This window comes from Bacillus cereus group sp. MYBK101-2 (genome assembly GCF_051918845.1).
Taxonomy (GTDB): Bacteria; Bacillota; Bacilli; order Bacillales; family Bacillaceae_G; genus Bacillus_A; species Bacillus_A paranthracis.
In genome coordinates, this window is record NZ_JBQAIE010000010.1 from 118,478 (window position 1) to 133,567 (window position 15,090).

The window sequence follows — 15,090 nt, forward strand, 5'->3', positions numbered from 1 at the left end:
TCCAGCTCCAGCGGCTAGAATGGTCGGTGGCTTCGCTTCTTCCGTCGAGGTAAAAAGCACCTCTTTGTCAGAAGCTCCATCCTCCTCCCATTCTGAACGAGCCGCTTCCGCTTTAAATCTATTAACGATTTGTAAAGATCTTATCGATTAAACCGTATTCTAAAGCTTTTTCTGCTGTCATGAAGTTGTCGCGGTCTGTGTCGCGTTGTAGTACTTCAAGTGGTTGACCTGTGCGGTCAGCAAGAATTTGGTTTAGTTTTTCACGTAAGAATAGGATACGTTTAGCAGCGATTTCGATTTCAGTCGCTTGACCTTGTGCACCACCAAGTGGTTGGTGAATCATTACTTCACTGTTTGGAAGTGCATAACGTTTTCCTTTTTCACCTGCTGCAAGTAAGAATGCACCCATAGATGCAGCCATACCGATACAGATTGTTGATACTTGCGGTTTAATAAACTGCATTGTATCGTAAATTGCCATACCTGCTGTGATAGAACCACCAGGGCTGTTGATGTAGATGTGAATATCTTTTTCTGGATCTTGAGATTCCAAGAATAAAAGCTGGGAAACGATTGAGTTAGCTACGTTGTCATCAATTGCGCTACCAAGCATAATGATGCGGTCTTTTAATAGTCGAGAGTAAATATCGTAAGCGCGTTCTCCACGATTTGTTTGTTCAATTACTGTAGGAATTAAATTCATCTGTTATTTCCTCCTTATAAAGCTTTCTTAGTCTTATAATACAATTATGGTCAATAAAGGTCAAACGAAACCACTTTAAATCAAAAAAATATGTAGTTGTACCATGAAATATTCGCTATGTTTTTGAAATTCCCTGCTTATGTATCTTCAACATCATAACCGAATTACATAAATTTAAACGTTATAAAAACTGTAGAAAAAAAGAAAAGAACGCCTTTTGACTGAAGCGTTCTTTCGATATCTATTCTTTTAAAAGATAGGTTACTTTATTTAAAATCTTTTCGATTTGTTTCGCGTTTTTACTATACATTTCGCTTGCTGATTTCGACTTTGTTTCTAAGGAAAATAGTTCAAGATCAGCATGACATTTTTTTAATGATGCTAATAATAAAGGTTTGTTTTGAGGAGAAGGCATTTGTAGTTTGTCATTATAAATGTCGATAGTCAGTTGTCCGTATGAATCAACTTGACCGAGAAAGACATTTTCGATAACAACACCGAGCTTTTCTAGTTCAGCATGTAGCCAAGCGCGGTTATGTCCACTTGCGGATAGCGGTTCATCTAAGACATTGCCATCCATAATAACAGTTTGTGGTTCTTTTTCGTTCGGCACTTTTAAACCGATGTCTTTTGCTGTGAGTGGTTGGCGATCTTTCTTTAGTAATACATTTAATTCTCCGCTCGGTTCTAGTACAGCAAATTCAACATCAGCTACGCTGAAAGCATCTTTTCCACGGAGAAGTTCCAGTAATTCGTCACTTGTATATTTTTCTTTCTTTAAGTTATCTTCGAGTATCTTTCCATCTTTTATTAATACGGTAGATTTCCCTTCAAAGAAGTCCCGAGCTGTTTTGTTCTTTAAAGAAAGGATTCCTGTTAAAAAAGGTACCACAGCGAAAATGAGTATAGCAAAGACGCCGTGAAAAAATTTTGAATCGAGCCCTGTAGATACTTGGGCAGCGATGTCACCGATTGTCATTCCGGCTATGTATTCAAAAAAGGAGAGCTGAGAGATTTGTCTTTTCCCTAACCATTTCGTAATAGCGAATAAAATAATTAATATGAATACAGAGCGAAGAATGACAAGTGTCCATTCCGGCAGGTGAGACATAGTCATTTCCTCCAGTCTACTTAAAACCCTTTATATTGAGGTTCTTCACGTTCTAATACTGAAACTCTATTTTGTAAATCAGCGATGATGCTGTCCATTTCTAACATACATTCATGAAATACACGTTTTGATTCTGCGTCCTGTGAATGTAGTGAAAGGGAGCTTAAACTTGCTTGAGCGCCTCTTACACTAGCAAGGCAGGTTTTGACGCTAGCGATAACTGTCATACGAACACCTTATCCTTTCGGTTTGAATAGCAATGCTCCGATGAAGCCGAAAATAATAGCTGCGGATACACCGGCGCTTGTTACTTTAAACATGCCGGTAATAACGCCAACGATGCCATGTTTTGCGGCTTCTTCCATTGCACCGTGAACGAGGGCATTACCAAAGCTTGTAATAGGTACGGTTGCCCCAGCTCCAGCGAAGTCAATTAATGGTTCATACAAATTGAATCCATCTAATATAGCTCCAGCAACAACGAGTGTTGCCATTGTATGAGCGGGTGTTAGTTTGCCGACATCAAACATAAGTTGGCCGATAACACATATGAGTCCGCCAATGACGAAAGCCCAGAAAAAAATCATTGCGTTGCACCTCCGAATTCAATTGAAACGGCGTGAGCGATACACGGGATTGTTTCTTCTTGTTGGAATGTAAGTGGAGATAGTAAAGCGCCTGTCGCAACGACAAGTATTTTTTTGAACTCTCCTCTTTTCATCCGGTTTAATAAATGACCGTACACGACTGTTGCGGAACATCCTGGTCCACTAGCACCAGCTATGACAGGTTGCCCTTCTCTATAAATGAGCAGCCCGCAATCTTGAAACTGTTCGCTCGTTACTTTCGTTCCGTGTTTATGTAGTAAGTCATAAGCAATTTCACGTCCTATATGCCCGAGGTCACCGGTTACGATTAAATCGTAGTAAGAGGCGTCAATTTGGCGTTCGCGTAGGTGGGCCTCAATTGTATCGACGGCAGCTGGAGCCATTGCGCCTCCCATATTAAACGGATCCGTTAATCCCATATCAACTACTTTTCCGATTGTTGCGGACGTTACCCTAGGACCGTGTCCAGTATCACTTAAAATAGCGGCCCCTGCTCCAGTTACTGTCCACTGCGCGGTAGGTGGCTTTTGTCCACCATATTCGGTAGGGTAGCGGAACTGTTTTTCTACAGCGGTGTTATGACTTGATGCCCCGGTTAATAAATATTTTGCGCCTTTTGCATTTACGATACTTGCTCCAAGTGCTAAACCTTCCATAGAAGTAGAACAAGCACCGAATAATCCGAGATAAGGAGTGCCCAGTGTACGGCAAGCAAAGCTTGTAGGGGTAATTTGATTAATTAAATCTCCTGCGAGTACAAATTGAATATCATCTTTACGAAGTTCTGCTTTTTCAGTGGCGCGGCTACAAGCTTCTTCGAACAAAATTTTATGTGCTTTTTCATAGGAATCTTGTCCGAGCCATAAATCTTCATGAAGGATATCGAAGTCTTCTGGGATTTTCCCTTTTGCTTCAAACGGTCCGCCAACGACTCCAGTTGAAATGATAACTGGTTTGTTTTCAAATACCCACGTTCGGTGTCCTTGTAACATTTATAGGCCTCCCCATTGAACGAGAATCGTTTTAATAAGTGCGATGACGAAAGCTGAAAATACACCAAATAAAATAACGGAGCCGGCTAATTTGAACATGTTACCGCCAACGCCAAGGACAAACCCTTCCGTCCGGTGTTCGATACATGCGGCGACAACAGAGTTACCAAATCCAGTGACAGGTACAGCTGTCCCAGCACCTGCAAATTGACCGAGACGATCATATACGCCGAACCCAGTTAGTAACATCGAGATGAAAATAAGAGTTGCTACTGTTGGATTCCCTGCTGAGCGCTCAGTGAAATCGAAATACGTAATATAAAAAGTAGAAATGAGTTGCCCAATTAGGCAAATGAAACCACCAACGAAAAAGGCTTTTATACAGTTTTTTAAGACAGGACGCTTCGGTTCGCGTTCTTGTTCGAATTTTTTATACTCCTGTTGTACAGGGGTTAAGTTTTTATCTTTACTAGACATTGCAATCCTTCCTTTTCTTTTAAAAAGCGTTAAGTGTTAGACTCCATTTTTTTACCAATGAATTTTAATTGTTTATTAATTTCATCTTTAGATACTTCTTTTTCCTTAATTTTTCTTTCGAGTTTTTCGAGTAACATAAAGATTTTTTTATCTGTACTGACACGAACATCGAAAGTAGGGTGTTCATCACTTAGTTGCTTTTGAAGCTTTTTACGCAGCGGTTTTAATCCAAACCTTTCGTGATGCTCCGGTAGAACTGCTATGTAGAGATCTAAGTTTGAATTCACTGCTGTGCTTTTTATAATTTCATCCATAGCGAGAGCTCTTTTCTTCGCTCCTTGTGATATAGATTGATTAAAGGATTCCGTACTCGTCTTTGTTAACTTTGGGCCTTTTTCTTTCTCCGTTCGTTTCGCTTCTTCTTTCACTTTTTTATCTAAAGGACTATTATCACATCCAGTAAAAGAGCTAAATAGAAGGGCAAATAATGCGGTTATGAGGCCGAGTTTTCGCATAATTATCATTCCATTTCTATTGCAATATGTAATGTGATAGAAAAAGGATGACTGCATATCATCCTTTTTCTATTTCACAGCATGACGAATCCGTTATTGCTGTGAGTATTGTGGTTCTTCTTGTTGGACTTCTTCAACGCGTGGGTTTAAAGAATCGATAATCGTTTGTGTTTGCTGTGCAGCTGTTTGGAAAAGTTGCTTAGCTTGTTGGTTATCCGTATCAAGAGCGAAACCCTCTAAGCTAGCTTGTGCACTTTTTAATCCAGAAACAGTTTGCTTTAATTTTGTAATTACAGTCATTGAATGAAGCCCCCTTTGGAATATCAATTCAAAGATTATAATTTGTGAGTTGGGTTGAATTTATGATTGGAAAATTTAGGGGTGGGTGCTTTGTTAATATACTCATAACTAAGCGGCATAAAGGATTACGGGGATATTTTTATTGATTTAGATGGATTTTATTGCTATTATTATGAGAAGAAAATGAAGTGTTTTCTATTATCATGCGCCCATAGCTCAGTCGGATAGAGCGGTGGTTTCCGGTACCACGTCTGCCGGGGGTTCGAATCCCTCTGGGCGCGTCAAAAAGTCCTAACTTACGTTTTGTAGGTTAGGACTTTTTTTATTTCCCTCTTGTTATATCTAATAATAAGATTTACTATTAGTACTTGGTTATAATTTAATTCCGTTATTATTTTCTTTCAATATTATTCAAATTTCGGTTGTAAGTTGTAAATCTCATTAATACATATAAATTAATAATATTTTGGAATGGGTGTCTGTGATAGCATTCTCCTTTTACCAAACTTATTGTACAATAGAAACAAGGGGGAGATTAGTTTGAAGGCAAGTCTTTTACAAGAACAAAGCTTACGTTTGGCAATGACACAAGAGTTAAGGCAAGCGATTACAATGCTCCAGTATAATGTACAAGAATTATCGGAGTTTTTGTATGAGCAATCGTTAGAGAATCCCCTTATTGAGTTAGGTGGTTTTGAGAGGGAGAAGAAAAAGAGCTCTAACAAAAGTAAAAGTACCAGCAAACAAGTCGAGAATCAGATGGAAATCTACAGTGTGGATTCTACAACGATTCAGCAACATTTATTAAATCAAATACAGTATTATAAAATAGAGGAAGAAGAGCGAAAAGTAGCTTCTTTCATTATTATGAACATGGATGGAAATGGGTATTTGCAAGAAACGAATGAAGAGTTAGCAAATCTTCTTTCCGCACCGCTTCATGTAGTCGACCGCTCTGTAGAGCTTATCCAATCACTCGAGCCAGCAGGGGTAGGGGCGCGTAATATTCAGGAATGTCTAACCTTACAATTGAAGCGCTTACAAAGGCGGAATGGATTGGCAGAAGAGGTTGTAGAAGATCATTTCGCTTATTTCGTGAAGAAAGATTGGAGAAAGCTTGTTCAAGTGTTGAAGTGTAGTAATGAAGAATTACAGGATGCAGTAAATTGTATAACGTCATTACAACCAAAACCAGGTCTTGCGTTTTCTTCTGATAAACCACTTTATATTGTGCCTGATATGGCAGTGAAAAAAGATGGCGATCGTCTCGTTTTACAAATGAATGAGAGAAATATGCCGAGAATTGAAATTCATTCTGAATATAGTGCGCTTCTTAATAATAGTGAAAGTGAAGTAGCATCTTACGTTTCAGAAAAGTATCAGCATGTACAGTGGATTATGCGTAGTTTGAAACAGAGAAAACAAACGCTTTTGCAAGTAATGACCATTATTATGGAAAAACAACGTGATTTCTTCTGGAAAGGTCCGGAGTATTTAAAGCCACTTGCTTTAAAAGAAGTAGCAGAAGAGCTAAGTGTGCATGAATCTACAATTAGTCGTGCAACGCGAAATAAATATGTGCAAACACCACACGGTTTATTTGAGATGAAATCGTTCTTTAGTAATGCCGTTTCGACGACTGAAGATGAAGCGGTTTCTACAAAGCGTGTAAAACAATTTATTCAAACGCTTGTTGAGGCGGAGAATAAGAAAAAGCCACTATCAGATCAAAAGATTTCAAAATTATTAGAAGAAGAGCATGAAATCGTTATTTCTCGAAGAACAGTGGCGAAGTATAGAGAGCAAATGCACATTCCAGCGTCGTCATTACGAAAAACAATCGGATAGGTGAAGAAGATGAAAGTTGTACTGTATACAAAAAATGATTGTGGCCTTTGCGTGAAGGCGAAACAAGTTTTACAGGAAGTACAATGTGAATATTCTTTTCAACTTGAGGAAATAGATATATATGAAGATAATGACCTTTTAGAAAAATATCATCTAATGATTCCGGTTGTAAAAATAGACGGAAAACAAGTAGAATATGGTAACATTCACAAAGGTGTCATAATAAACTATATAAAGAATGCAGTTAAGAGTTGAATAAGTTTCTATCTCCTGTTACAATAATACACGTAGCAGGGATTATTTTTTTAACCTATGTGGGACACAAAATGTCACTACGGGACGTAAAGTGACCACGAGGGAAAATGAACCGATGTAGTGAGGAGAAAAGATATGCGCTCATGGATTCAGAACACAAAAAAATTATTACCTGATCTGCTACCTGTTATGCAAACGAGAATGCAAATTCTTCAATACATTAGGCTTATGCAGCCGATTGGAAGAAGAAATTTATCAGCAAGTCTCGGTATGACAGAACGAGTATTGCGAAGTGAAGTTCAAGTTTTGAAAGAACAAAACTTAGTTCACGTCGCTTCTTCTGGAATGACTTTGACAGAAGAAGGAACAGCTTTAGTTCTTGCTTTGGAAGACTTTATGAAAGAAATTTCCGGGTTAAAGGTTTTAGAAAAGCAACTTAAGGAAACATTAGACTTGGATGAAGTTTTCGTTGTCCCTGGTGATAGTGATGAATCGCCTTGGGTCAAACTGGAGATGGGCCGTGCTTGTGTGACTTGTATAAAAGACCGTCTGACAGCGAATAATATCGTTGCTGTGGCTGGAGGAACTACGCTAGCTGCTGTTGCGGACATGATGCAGCTTGATTGCAAAGATTTACATATGCTATTTGTCCCAGCACGTGGTGGAATTGGAGAAGGCGTCGAGTTAGAAGCCAATACTATTTGTGCCAAGATGGCGCAAAATACGATGAGTAATTATCGCTTATTGTATGTTCCAGACCATGTTAGCAGCGAAGCATATGCGTCTATTGTGACAGAGCCTTCCGTGAAAGAAGTTCTTGAGTTGATTCGATCTTCCAATATCGTCATTCATGGAATAGGTGATGCGTTAACAATGGCACGTCGCAGAAATACTTCAGAAGCAGATTGGTTAAAGATTCAGGCAAGCGAAGCAGTTGGCGAAGCTTTCGGTTACTACTTTAATGAACAAGGAAATGTTGTTCATAAAGTAAGAACAGTTGGTATGCAACTAGAGGATTTACAAAATGTATCTCACGTTGTTGCGGTCGCTGGAGGTTCTTCAAAGGCAAAGGCAATACAGGCTGTAATTAAACAAGGGCACACTTCAATTCTAATTACAGATGAAGGTGCAGCAAAACAGTTAACAAAGGGTATTACCCTTTAATATAATCCCCCAAGGAGGAAATTCAAATGACTAAAATTGGTATTAATGGATTTGGACGTATCGGACGTAACGTATTCCGCGCAGCTCTTAACAACCCAGAGGTAGAAGTAGTAGCAATCAACGACTTAACAGATGCTAAAACTTTAGCTCACCTTTTAAAATATGACACAGTTCACGGAACTTTAAACGCAGAAGTATCTGCTAACGAAAGCAGCATCGTTGTTAACGGTAAAGAAATTAAAGTTATCGCTGAGCGTGACCCAGCACAATTACCATGGAGCGACTACGGAGTAGAAATCGTAGTAGAATCTACTGGCCGTTTCACTAAAAAAGCAGACGCTGAAAAACACTTAGGTGGATCAGTTAAAAAAGTTATCATCTCAGCTCCAGCTTCTGACGAAGATATCACTGTAGTTATGGGTGTTAACCACGAACAATACGATGCAGCTAGCCACAACGTAGTATCTAACGCTTCTTGTACTACAAACTGCTTAGCTCCATTCGCTAAAGTATTAAACGAAAAATTCGGCGTAAAACGTGGAATGATGACAACAATTCACTCTTACACTAACGACCAACAAATCTTAGACTTACCACACAAAGATTTACGTCGTGCTCGTGCAGCAGCTGAAAACATGATCCCAACATCTACTGGTGCAGCTAAAGCAGTAGCATTAGTATTACCAGAACTTAAAGGTAAATTAAACGGTGGCGCTGTACGTGTTCCAACTGCTAACGTTTCTCTAGTTGACCTAGTTGTTGAACTTGATAAAGAAGTAACAGTTGAAGAAGTAAATGCAGCATTCAAAGCAGCAGCTGAAGGCGAATTAAAAGGTATCCTTGGATACAGCGAAGAGCCATTAGTATCTATCGACTATAACGGATGTACAGCTTCTTCTACAATCGATGCATTATCTACAATGGTAATGGAAGGTAACATGGTTAAAGTACTTTCTTGGTACGATAACGAAACTGGTTACTCTAACCGCGTAGTAGACCTAGCAGCTTACATGACTTCAAAAGGTCTTTAATTCTTAATTATATAAGTTATCAATGACAAAACGAGGGAGAGGGTTTGTTCCCTCTCTCTCTTCTTTCGTTTTAAAAGCAAATGTGTTAAGCTTTTGAGTGGGTTTTGTCAATCCTAACTAGTAGTCGGAGGGAAATCCAATGAACAAAAAATCAATTCGTGACGTAGATTTAAAAGGTAAGCGTGTATTTTGCCGCGTTGACTTCAACGTACCTATGAAAGAAGGCAAAATTACAGATGAAACTCGTATCCGTGCAGCTCTTCCTACAATTCAATATTTAGTAGAGCAAGGTGCGAAAGTTATTTTAGCAAGCCACTTAGGCCGTCCAAAAGGTCAAGTAGTAGAAGAATTACGTCTTACTCCAGTAGCAGCACGTTTAGGCGAGCTTCTTGGTAAAGATGTTAAAAAAGCAGACGAAGCATTCGGACCAGTTGCACAAGAAATGGTTGCAGCAATGAACGAAGGCGACGTATTAGTTCTTGAAAACGTACGTTTCTATGCGGGCGAAGAAAAGAACGATGCAGAACTTGCGAAAGAATTTGCAGCTCTTGCTGACATCTTCGTAAACGATGCATTCGGTGCAGCTCACCGTGCTCATGCTTCTACAGCAGGTATCGCGGACTACCTACCAGCAGTATCTGGTTTACTAATGGAAAAAGAGTTAGATGTTCTTGGAAAAGCACTTTCTAACCCAGATCGTCCATTCACAGCTATCATCGGTGGTGCGAAAGTAAAAGATAAAATCGGTGTAATTCGTCATCTATTAGACAAAGTAGATAACTTAATCATCGGTGGCGGACTTGCTTACACATTCGTTAAAGCTTTAGGTCATGAAATTGGTCTATCTCTATGTGAAGACGACAAGATTGAACTAGCAAAAGAATTTATGCAACTTGCAAAAGAAAAAGGCGTAAACTTCTACATGCCAGTTGATGTTGTAATCACTGAGGAATTCTCTGAAACTGCAACAACTAAAATCGTTGGTATCGACTCTATCCCTTCTAACTGGGAAGGCGTGGACATCGGTCCTAAAACACGTGAAATTTATGCAGATGTAATTAAAAACTCTAAGCTTGTTGTATGGAATGGACCAATGGGTGTATTCGAAATGACTCCATTCTCACAAGGTACAAAAGCAGTAGGACAAGCATTAGCAGATGCAGAAGGTACATACTCTGTTATCGGCGGTGGTGACTCTGCAGCAGCTGTTGAAAAATTCGGTATGGCTGATAAAATGAGCCACATTTCTACTGGCGGCGGTGCGTCATTAGAATTCATGGAAGGTAAAGAGCTTCCAGGTGTAGTTTGTCTTAACGACAAATAAGTAGCAGCCAAAGAAAAAGGACGGTGCAAAGCATGCGTAAACCAATTATCGCAGGTAACTGGAAAATGAATAAAACTCTATCTGAAGCAGTTAGCTTCGTAGAGGAAGTTAAAGGTCAAATCCCAGCAGCTTCAGCTGTTGATGCAGTAGTTTGCTCTCCAGCTCTATTCTTAGAGCGCCTTGTAGCAGCGACTGAAGGAACTGATTTACAAGTAGGTGCACAAAACATGCACTTCGAAAAAAATGGTGCATTTACTGGCGAAATTAGCCCAGTAGCACTTAGCGACTTAAAAGTTGGCTATGTAGTACTTGGCCACTCTGAGCGTCGTGAAATGTTTGCTGAAACAGATGAGTCAGTAAACAAAAAGACTATCGCAGCATTTGAACATGGTTTAACACCAATCGTATGTTGTGGTGAGACTTTAGAAGAGCGCGAAAGCGGAAAAACATTTGATCTAGTAGCAGGTCAAGTGACAAAAGCACTTGCAGGTTTAACTGAAGAGCAAGTTAAAGCAACTGTTATCGCTTATGAGCCAATCTGGGCTATCGGTACAGGTAAATCTTCTTCTTCTGCAGATGCAAACGAAGTATGTGCGCATATCCGTAAAGTTGTTGCAGAAGCTGTTTCTCCAGCTGCTGCAGAAGCTGTTCGTATTCAATACGGCGGTAGCGTAAAACCAGAAAACATTAAAGAGTACATGGCACAATCTGACATCGACGGCGCTTTAGTTGGCGGTGCTAGCTTAGAGCCTGCTTCGTTCTTAGGTCTTCTGGAGGCGGTAAAATGAGAAAGCCAACAGCTCTAATTATTCTTGACGGTTTCGGACTTCGTGAAGAAACTTACGGGAATGCTGTAGCACAAGCTAAGAAACCTAATTTTGATGGTTACTGGAACAAATTCCCTCACACAACGCTTACAGCTTGTGGCGAGGCAGTAGGTCTTCCAGAAGGTCAAATGGGTAACTCTGAGGTTGGTCACTTAAATATCGGTGCTGGCCGCATTGTATATCAAAGCTTAACACGCGTAAACGTTGCAATTCGTGAAGGTGAGTTCGATAAGAACGAAACGTTCCAAAGTGCAATTAAAAGCGTAAAAGAAAAAGGTACTGCACTTCATTTATTCGGTTTACTTTCTGACGGTGGTGTGCACAGTCACATGAACCACATGTTTGCTCTTCTTCGCTTAGCAGCTAAAGAAGGCGTTGAGAAAGTATACATTCATGCATTCTTAGATGGCCGCGATGTTGGACCAAAAACAGCACAAAGCTATATTGATGCAACAAATGAAGTAATTAAAGAAACAGGAGTAGGACAATTCGCGACTATCTCTGGTCGTTATTACTCCATGGACCGTGACAAGCGTTGGGATCGCGTAGAAAAATGTTACCGTGCTATGGTGAATGGTGAAGGACCTACTTATAAATCAGCAGAAGAGTGTGTAGAAGACTCTTATGCAAATGGTATCTACGATGAATTCGTATTGCCGTCTGTAATTGTTAACGAAGATAACACGCCAGTTGCAACAATCAATGATGATGATGCAGTTATCTTCTATAACTTCCGTCCAGACCGTGCAATTCAAATTGCTCGTGTATTTACAAACGAAGACTTCCGTGAGTTCGATCGTGGTGAAAAAGTACCTCACATTCCAGAATTCGTATGTATGACACACTTTAGTGAAACAGTAGATGGTTACGTGGCATTCAAACCAATGAACCTTGATAACACTTTAGGTGAAGTTGTTGCGCAAGCGGGATTAAAGCAACTTCGCATCGCGGAAACTGAAAAGTATCCGCACGTTACATTCTTCTTTAGCGGTGGTCGTGAGGCTGAATTCCCAGGAGAAGAGCGTATCTTAATTAACTCACCGAAGGTTGCAACGTATGACTTGAAACCGGAAATGAGCATTTACGAAGTAACGGACGCTTTAGTAAATGAAATCGAAAATGATAAACATGATGTTATCATTCTTAACTTTGCGAACTGTGATATGGTTGGCCATTCTGGGATGATGGAACCAACGATTAAAGCAGTAGAAGCAACTGACGAATGTTTAGGAAAAGTTGTAGAAGCGATTCTTGCAAAAGATGGTGTAGCACTTATTACTGCTGACCATGGTAATGCTGACGAAGAATTAACTTCTGACGGAGAGCCAATGACAGCTCATACAACTAACCCGGTTCCTTTCATTGTTACTAAGAACGACGTAGAATTACGTGAAGGTGGTATCTTAGGTGATATCGCTCCAACTATGCTTACACTTCTTGGTGTTGAGCAACCGAAAGAAATGACAGGTAAAACAATTATTAAATAATTTGCTTATATAAAAAGGAGAGAATTTATTATGTCAACAATTATTGATGTTTATGCTCGCGAAGTCCTTGACTCTCGTGGTAACCCAACTGTAGAAGTAGAAGTTTACACAGAAAGCGGCGCTTTCGGACGCGCTATCGTACCAAGTGGTGCATCTACTGGTGAACACGAAGCAGTAGAATTACGTGACGGTGACAAGTCTCGTTACCTTGGTAAAGGTGTTGTTAACGCAGTAAACAACGTTAACGAAATTATCGCTCCAGAAATCGTTGGTTTCGACGTAACTGACCAAGCTGGTATCGACCGTGCTATGATCGAATTAGATGGCACTCCAAACAAAGGTAAACTAGGCGCTAACGCTATCCTTGGTGTATCTATGGCAGTAGCTCACGCAGCAGCTGACTTCGTAGGTCTTCCATTATACCGTTACCTTGGTGGATTCAATGCAAAACAATTACCAACTCCAATGATGAACATCATCAACGGTGGTTCTCACGCTGATAACAACGTAGACTTCCAAGAGTTCATGATCTTACCAGTTGGTGCTCCAACATTCAAAGAATCAATCCGTATGGGTGCTGAAGTATTCCATGCACTTAAAGCTGTATTACATGACAAAGGTCTTAACACTGCAGTAGGTGACGAAGGTGGATTCGCTCCAAACCTTGGTTCTAACCGTGAAGCATTAGAAGTAATCATCGAGGCTATCGAAAAAGCTGGTTACAAAGCTGGCGAGAACGTATTCTTAGGAATGGACGTTGCTTCTTCTGAATTCTACAACAAAGAAACTGGTAAATATGACCTTGCAGGCGAAGGCCGTACTGGCTTAACTTCTGCAGAAATGGTTGATTTCTACGAAGAGCTTTGCAAAGACTTCCCAATCATCTCTATCGAAGATGGTTTAGACGAAAACGACTGGGATGGTCACAAATTATTAACTGAGCGTCTTGGAAGCAAAGTACAATTAGTTGGTGACGATTTATTCGTAACTAACACTCAAAAACTTGCTGAAGGTATCGAAAAAGGTATCTCTAACTCAATCTTAATTAAAGTTAACCAAATCGGTACTTTAACTGAGACTTTCGAAGCTATCGAAATGGCTAAACGTGCTGGTTACACAGCAGTTGTATCTCACCGTTCTGGTGAAACTGAAGATGCTACAATCGCTGACATCGCAGTTGCAACTAACGCTGGCCAAATCAAAACTGGTTCTATGAGCCGTACTGACCGTATTGCTAAGTACAACCAATTATTACGCATCGAAGACGAACTAGGCGAAATCGCTGTTTACGATGGTATCAAATCTTTCTACAACATCAAACGATAATTGTAGAAAATAACGACAGACCGTGAGAAATCACGGTCTGTTTTTTTTATGCTAAAATTGTTCTCCCGTCATAAGTGACATGAAATGTTTAAAGAAACGGTTATAATCAAAATCAATTGCAATTTGATGACCCGGCCAATCAATAAATGGCTTTTGGTTCACTAAAGAACGAAATTCCCCTATGCTTGCTCCTTGTGCAGAGGATTCTGTCATGACAACGATAGGGGATTTGTGATACGTAAACATAGAGTTATCAAGTAAAGCGAGTATTGGCATTGTGTCATGGAAGGGGCTACCCTTTAAATGTGGTAGAGCATTTTTATAATAGCCGTAGTAATAATGATCGAATAACGGTTTGACGAGTGGGGCTTTTCCTTTTGCTTCAATATATTCAGCCATTTCTGGTGTAATGATGGAATATTGGGTGACGTTTAATGGATAGATGTACATGTTAGGTGAGGATTGAAGGACTATATTAGCGGCAGTAGGATCGCCATAAAAGTTTGCTTCGGAAATAGGGGTGACATTACCAGGATGTAAAAAGGCACCGCCCATTACGTAGTAAGATTTAATTTGTTTCATTAACTGTTTGCACATGATAAATAAAATTGCTAGAGAGGTAAGTCTTCCTAAACTTACAATGATTAATTCATCTTTATACTGTTCAATAAGAGGAATCACTTCAAAGAAATTCTCCATTTCTCCGTTAGTCACATTCCCATTTGGAATAATTGGCCCAAGCCCTTGTTTCCCGTGTACTTCTGTAAAAAAAGCAGGTGGGGCACCAGTAAGAGGGCGTTCTGAACCACCGAATATCTTAATATTTCTATTCCTTGTTTCATTCTTAAGAAAATGAGCATTTTGTACGGCCATCTCTTTTGGAACATTGCCGTAATCTGCAACAATGCCGATGATTTCTATTTCATCGATAAAGAACGCTAATAGGAGAGCCATCGTATCATCAATGCCAGGATCACAAAAAATAAGAACTTTTTTGGGCATATGTTCACCACCTATCTTGTTTATATATATGTAAGCTTAAAGGTAAAAAGATTATTTTATTGAAATAATAACCTTTAAAATTCAGAAAATAAAAACTTCTTATATTAGGTCAAGGTTTTT

General features: G+C 39.6%; 17 protein-coding genes and 1 tRNA gene. 9 read left to right on the forward strand and 9 right to left on the reverse strand.

Annotation, left to right across the window (positions count from 1 at the left end):
* Positions 1–121: 121 nt before the first annotated feature.
* The 8 genes from clpP to ACTFSI_RS19090 all read right to left on the reverse strand — a co-directional run bounded on the left by clpP (position 122) and on the right by ACTFSI_RS19090 (position 4,706).
* Complete coding sequence (gene clpP, locus ACTFSI_RS19055; protein ID WP_001049162.1) at positions 122–703, reverse strand: ATP-dependent Clp endopeptidase proteolytic subunit ClpP; 582 nt, start codon at positions 701–703, stop codon at positions 122–124.
* A gap of 241 nt (positions 704–944) precedes the next feature.
* Positions 945–1,814 carry a DUF421 domain-containing protein gene (locus ACTFSI_RS19060; RefSeq protein ID WP_000018910.1) on the reverse strand — a complete coding sequence of 290 codons (870 nt, stop codon included), beginning with the start codon at positions 1,812–1,814 and terminating at the stop codon, positions 945–947.
* Between the two features lie 20 nt (positions 1,815–1,834).
* Complete coding sequence (locus ACTFSI_RS19065; RefSeq protein ID WP_000215900.1) at positions 1,835–2,041, reverse strand: DUF1657 domain-containing protein; 207 nt, start codon at positions 2,039–2,041, stop codon at positions 1,835–1,837.
* A 9-nt stretch (positions 2,042–2,050) separates the two neighbouring features.
* A complete protein-coding gene (gene spoVAE / locus ACTFSI_RS19070; RefSeq protein ID WP_000575919.1) occupies positions 2,051–2,401 on the reverse strand; it encodes a stage V sporulation protein AE in 351 nt (116 codons plus the stop codon).
* Complete coding sequence (spoVAD, locus tag ACTFSI_RS19075) at positions 2,398–3,414, reverse strand: stage V sporulation protein AD (RefSeq protein WP_000938951.1); 1,017 nt, start codon at positions 3,412–3,414, stop codon at positions 2,398–2,400. The genes spoVAE and spoVAD overlap by 4 nt, the downstream gene beginning before the upstream one ends.
* Complete coding sequence (spoVAC, locus tag ACTFSI_RS19080) at positions 3,415–3,891, reverse strand: stage V sporulation protein AC (RefSeq protein ID WP_000095407.1); 477 nt, start codon at positions 3,889–3,891, stop codon at positions 3,415–3,417.
* A gap of 29 nt (positions 3,892–3,920) precedes the next feature.
* Positions 3,921–4,406, reverse strand: a complete 486-nt coding sequence (locus tag ACTFSI_RS19085; RefSeq protein ID WP_001228544.1) for a YhcN/YlaJ family sporulation lipoprotein — start codon at positions 4,404–4,406, stop codon at positions 3,921–3,923.
* Positions 4,407–4,499: 93 nt separating this feature from the next.
* Positions 4,500–4,706, reverse strand: coding sequence for a DUF1657 domain-containing protein (locus ACTFSI_RS19090; protein WP_000216166.1), 207 nt, complete (start codon positions 4,704–4,706; stop codon positions 4,500–4,502).
* Positions 4,707–4,911: 205 nt separating this feature from the next.
* Between ACTFSI_RS19090 and ACTFSI_RS19095 the strand changes: the two genes are divergently transcribed.
* The 9 genes from ACTFSI_RS19095 (at position 4,912) to eno (ending at position 13,968) form a co-directional block, all read left to right on the forward strand.
* A tRNA-Arg gene (locus tag ACTFSI_RS19095) sits at positions 4,912–4,987 on the forward strand.
* A gap of 259 nt (positions 4,988–5,246) precedes the next feature.
* A complete protein-coding gene (rpoN, locus tag ACTFSI_RS19100) occupies positions 5,247–6,554 on the forward strand; it encodes an RNA polymerase factor sigma-54 (protein ID WP_440045561.1) in 1,308 nt (435 codons plus the stop codon).
* Between the two features lie 9 nt (positions 6,555–6,563).
* A complete protein-coding gene (locus ACTFSI_RS19105) occupies positions 6,564–6,809 on the forward strand; it encodes a glutaredoxin family protein (RefSeq protein WP_000869741.1) in 246 nt (81 codons plus the stop codon).
* Between the two features lie 135 nt (positions 6,810–6,944).
* Positions 6,945–7,973: a gapA transcriptional regulator CggR gene (gene cggR, locus ACTFSI_RS19110; RefSeq protein ID WP_001258187.1), complete on the forward strand. Its 1,029-nt coding sequence runs from the start codon at positions 6,945–6,947 to the stop codon at positions 7,971–7,973.
* A 26-nt stretch (positions 7,974–7,999) separates the two neighbouring features.
* A complete protein-coding gene (gene gap / locus ACTFSI_RS19115; RefSeq protein WP_000161231.1) occupies positions 8,000–9,004 on the forward strand; it encodes a type I glyceraldehyde-3-phosphate dehydrogenase in 1,005 nt (334 codons plus the stop codon).
* A 139-nt stretch (positions 9,005–9,143) separates the two neighbouring features.
* Complete coding sequence (locus ACTFSI_RS19120) at positions 9,144–10,328, forward strand: phosphoglycerate kinase (RefSeq protein ID WP_001036342.1); 1,185 nt, start codon at positions 9,144–9,146, stop codon at positions 10,326–10,328.
* Positions 10,329–10,360: 32 nt separating this feature from the next.
* A complete protein-coding gene (tpiA, locus tag ACTFSI_RS19125) occupies positions 10,361–11,116 on the forward strand; it encodes a triose-phosphate isomerase (protein ID WP_001231036.1) in 756 nt (251 codons plus the stop codon).
* On the forward strand, positions 11,113–12,642 hold the full coding sequence (gpmI, locus tag ACTFSI_RS19130) for a 2,3-bisphosphoglycerate-independent phosphoglycerate mutase (RefSeq protein WP_001231150.1): 1,530 nt from the start codon (positions 11,113–11,115) through the stop codon (positions 12,640–12,642). The genes tpiA and gpmI overlap by 4 nt, the downstream gene beginning before the upstream one ends.
* A gap of 30 nt (positions 12,643–12,672) precedes the next feature.
* Positions 12,673–13,968 carry a phosphopyruvate hydratase gene (gene eno / locus ACTFSI_RS19135; protein ID WP_000103957.1) on the forward strand — a complete coding sequence of 432 codons (1,296 nt, stop codon included), beginning with the start codon at positions 12,673–12,675 and terminating at the stop codon, positions 13,966–13,968.
* A gap of 51 nt (positions 13,969–14,019) precedes the next feature.
* On the opposite strand, the gene ACTFSI_RS19140 is transcribed toward eno, so the two are convergent.
* Positions 14,020–14,970 carry a nucleoside hydrolase gene (locus tag ACTFSI_RS19140; protein ID WP_001125030.1) on the reverse strand — a complete coding sequence of 317 codons (951 nt, stop codon included), beginning with the start codon at positions 14,968–14,970 and terminating at the stop codon, positions 14,020–14,022.
* Positions 14,971–15,090 lie beyond the last annotated feature (120 nt).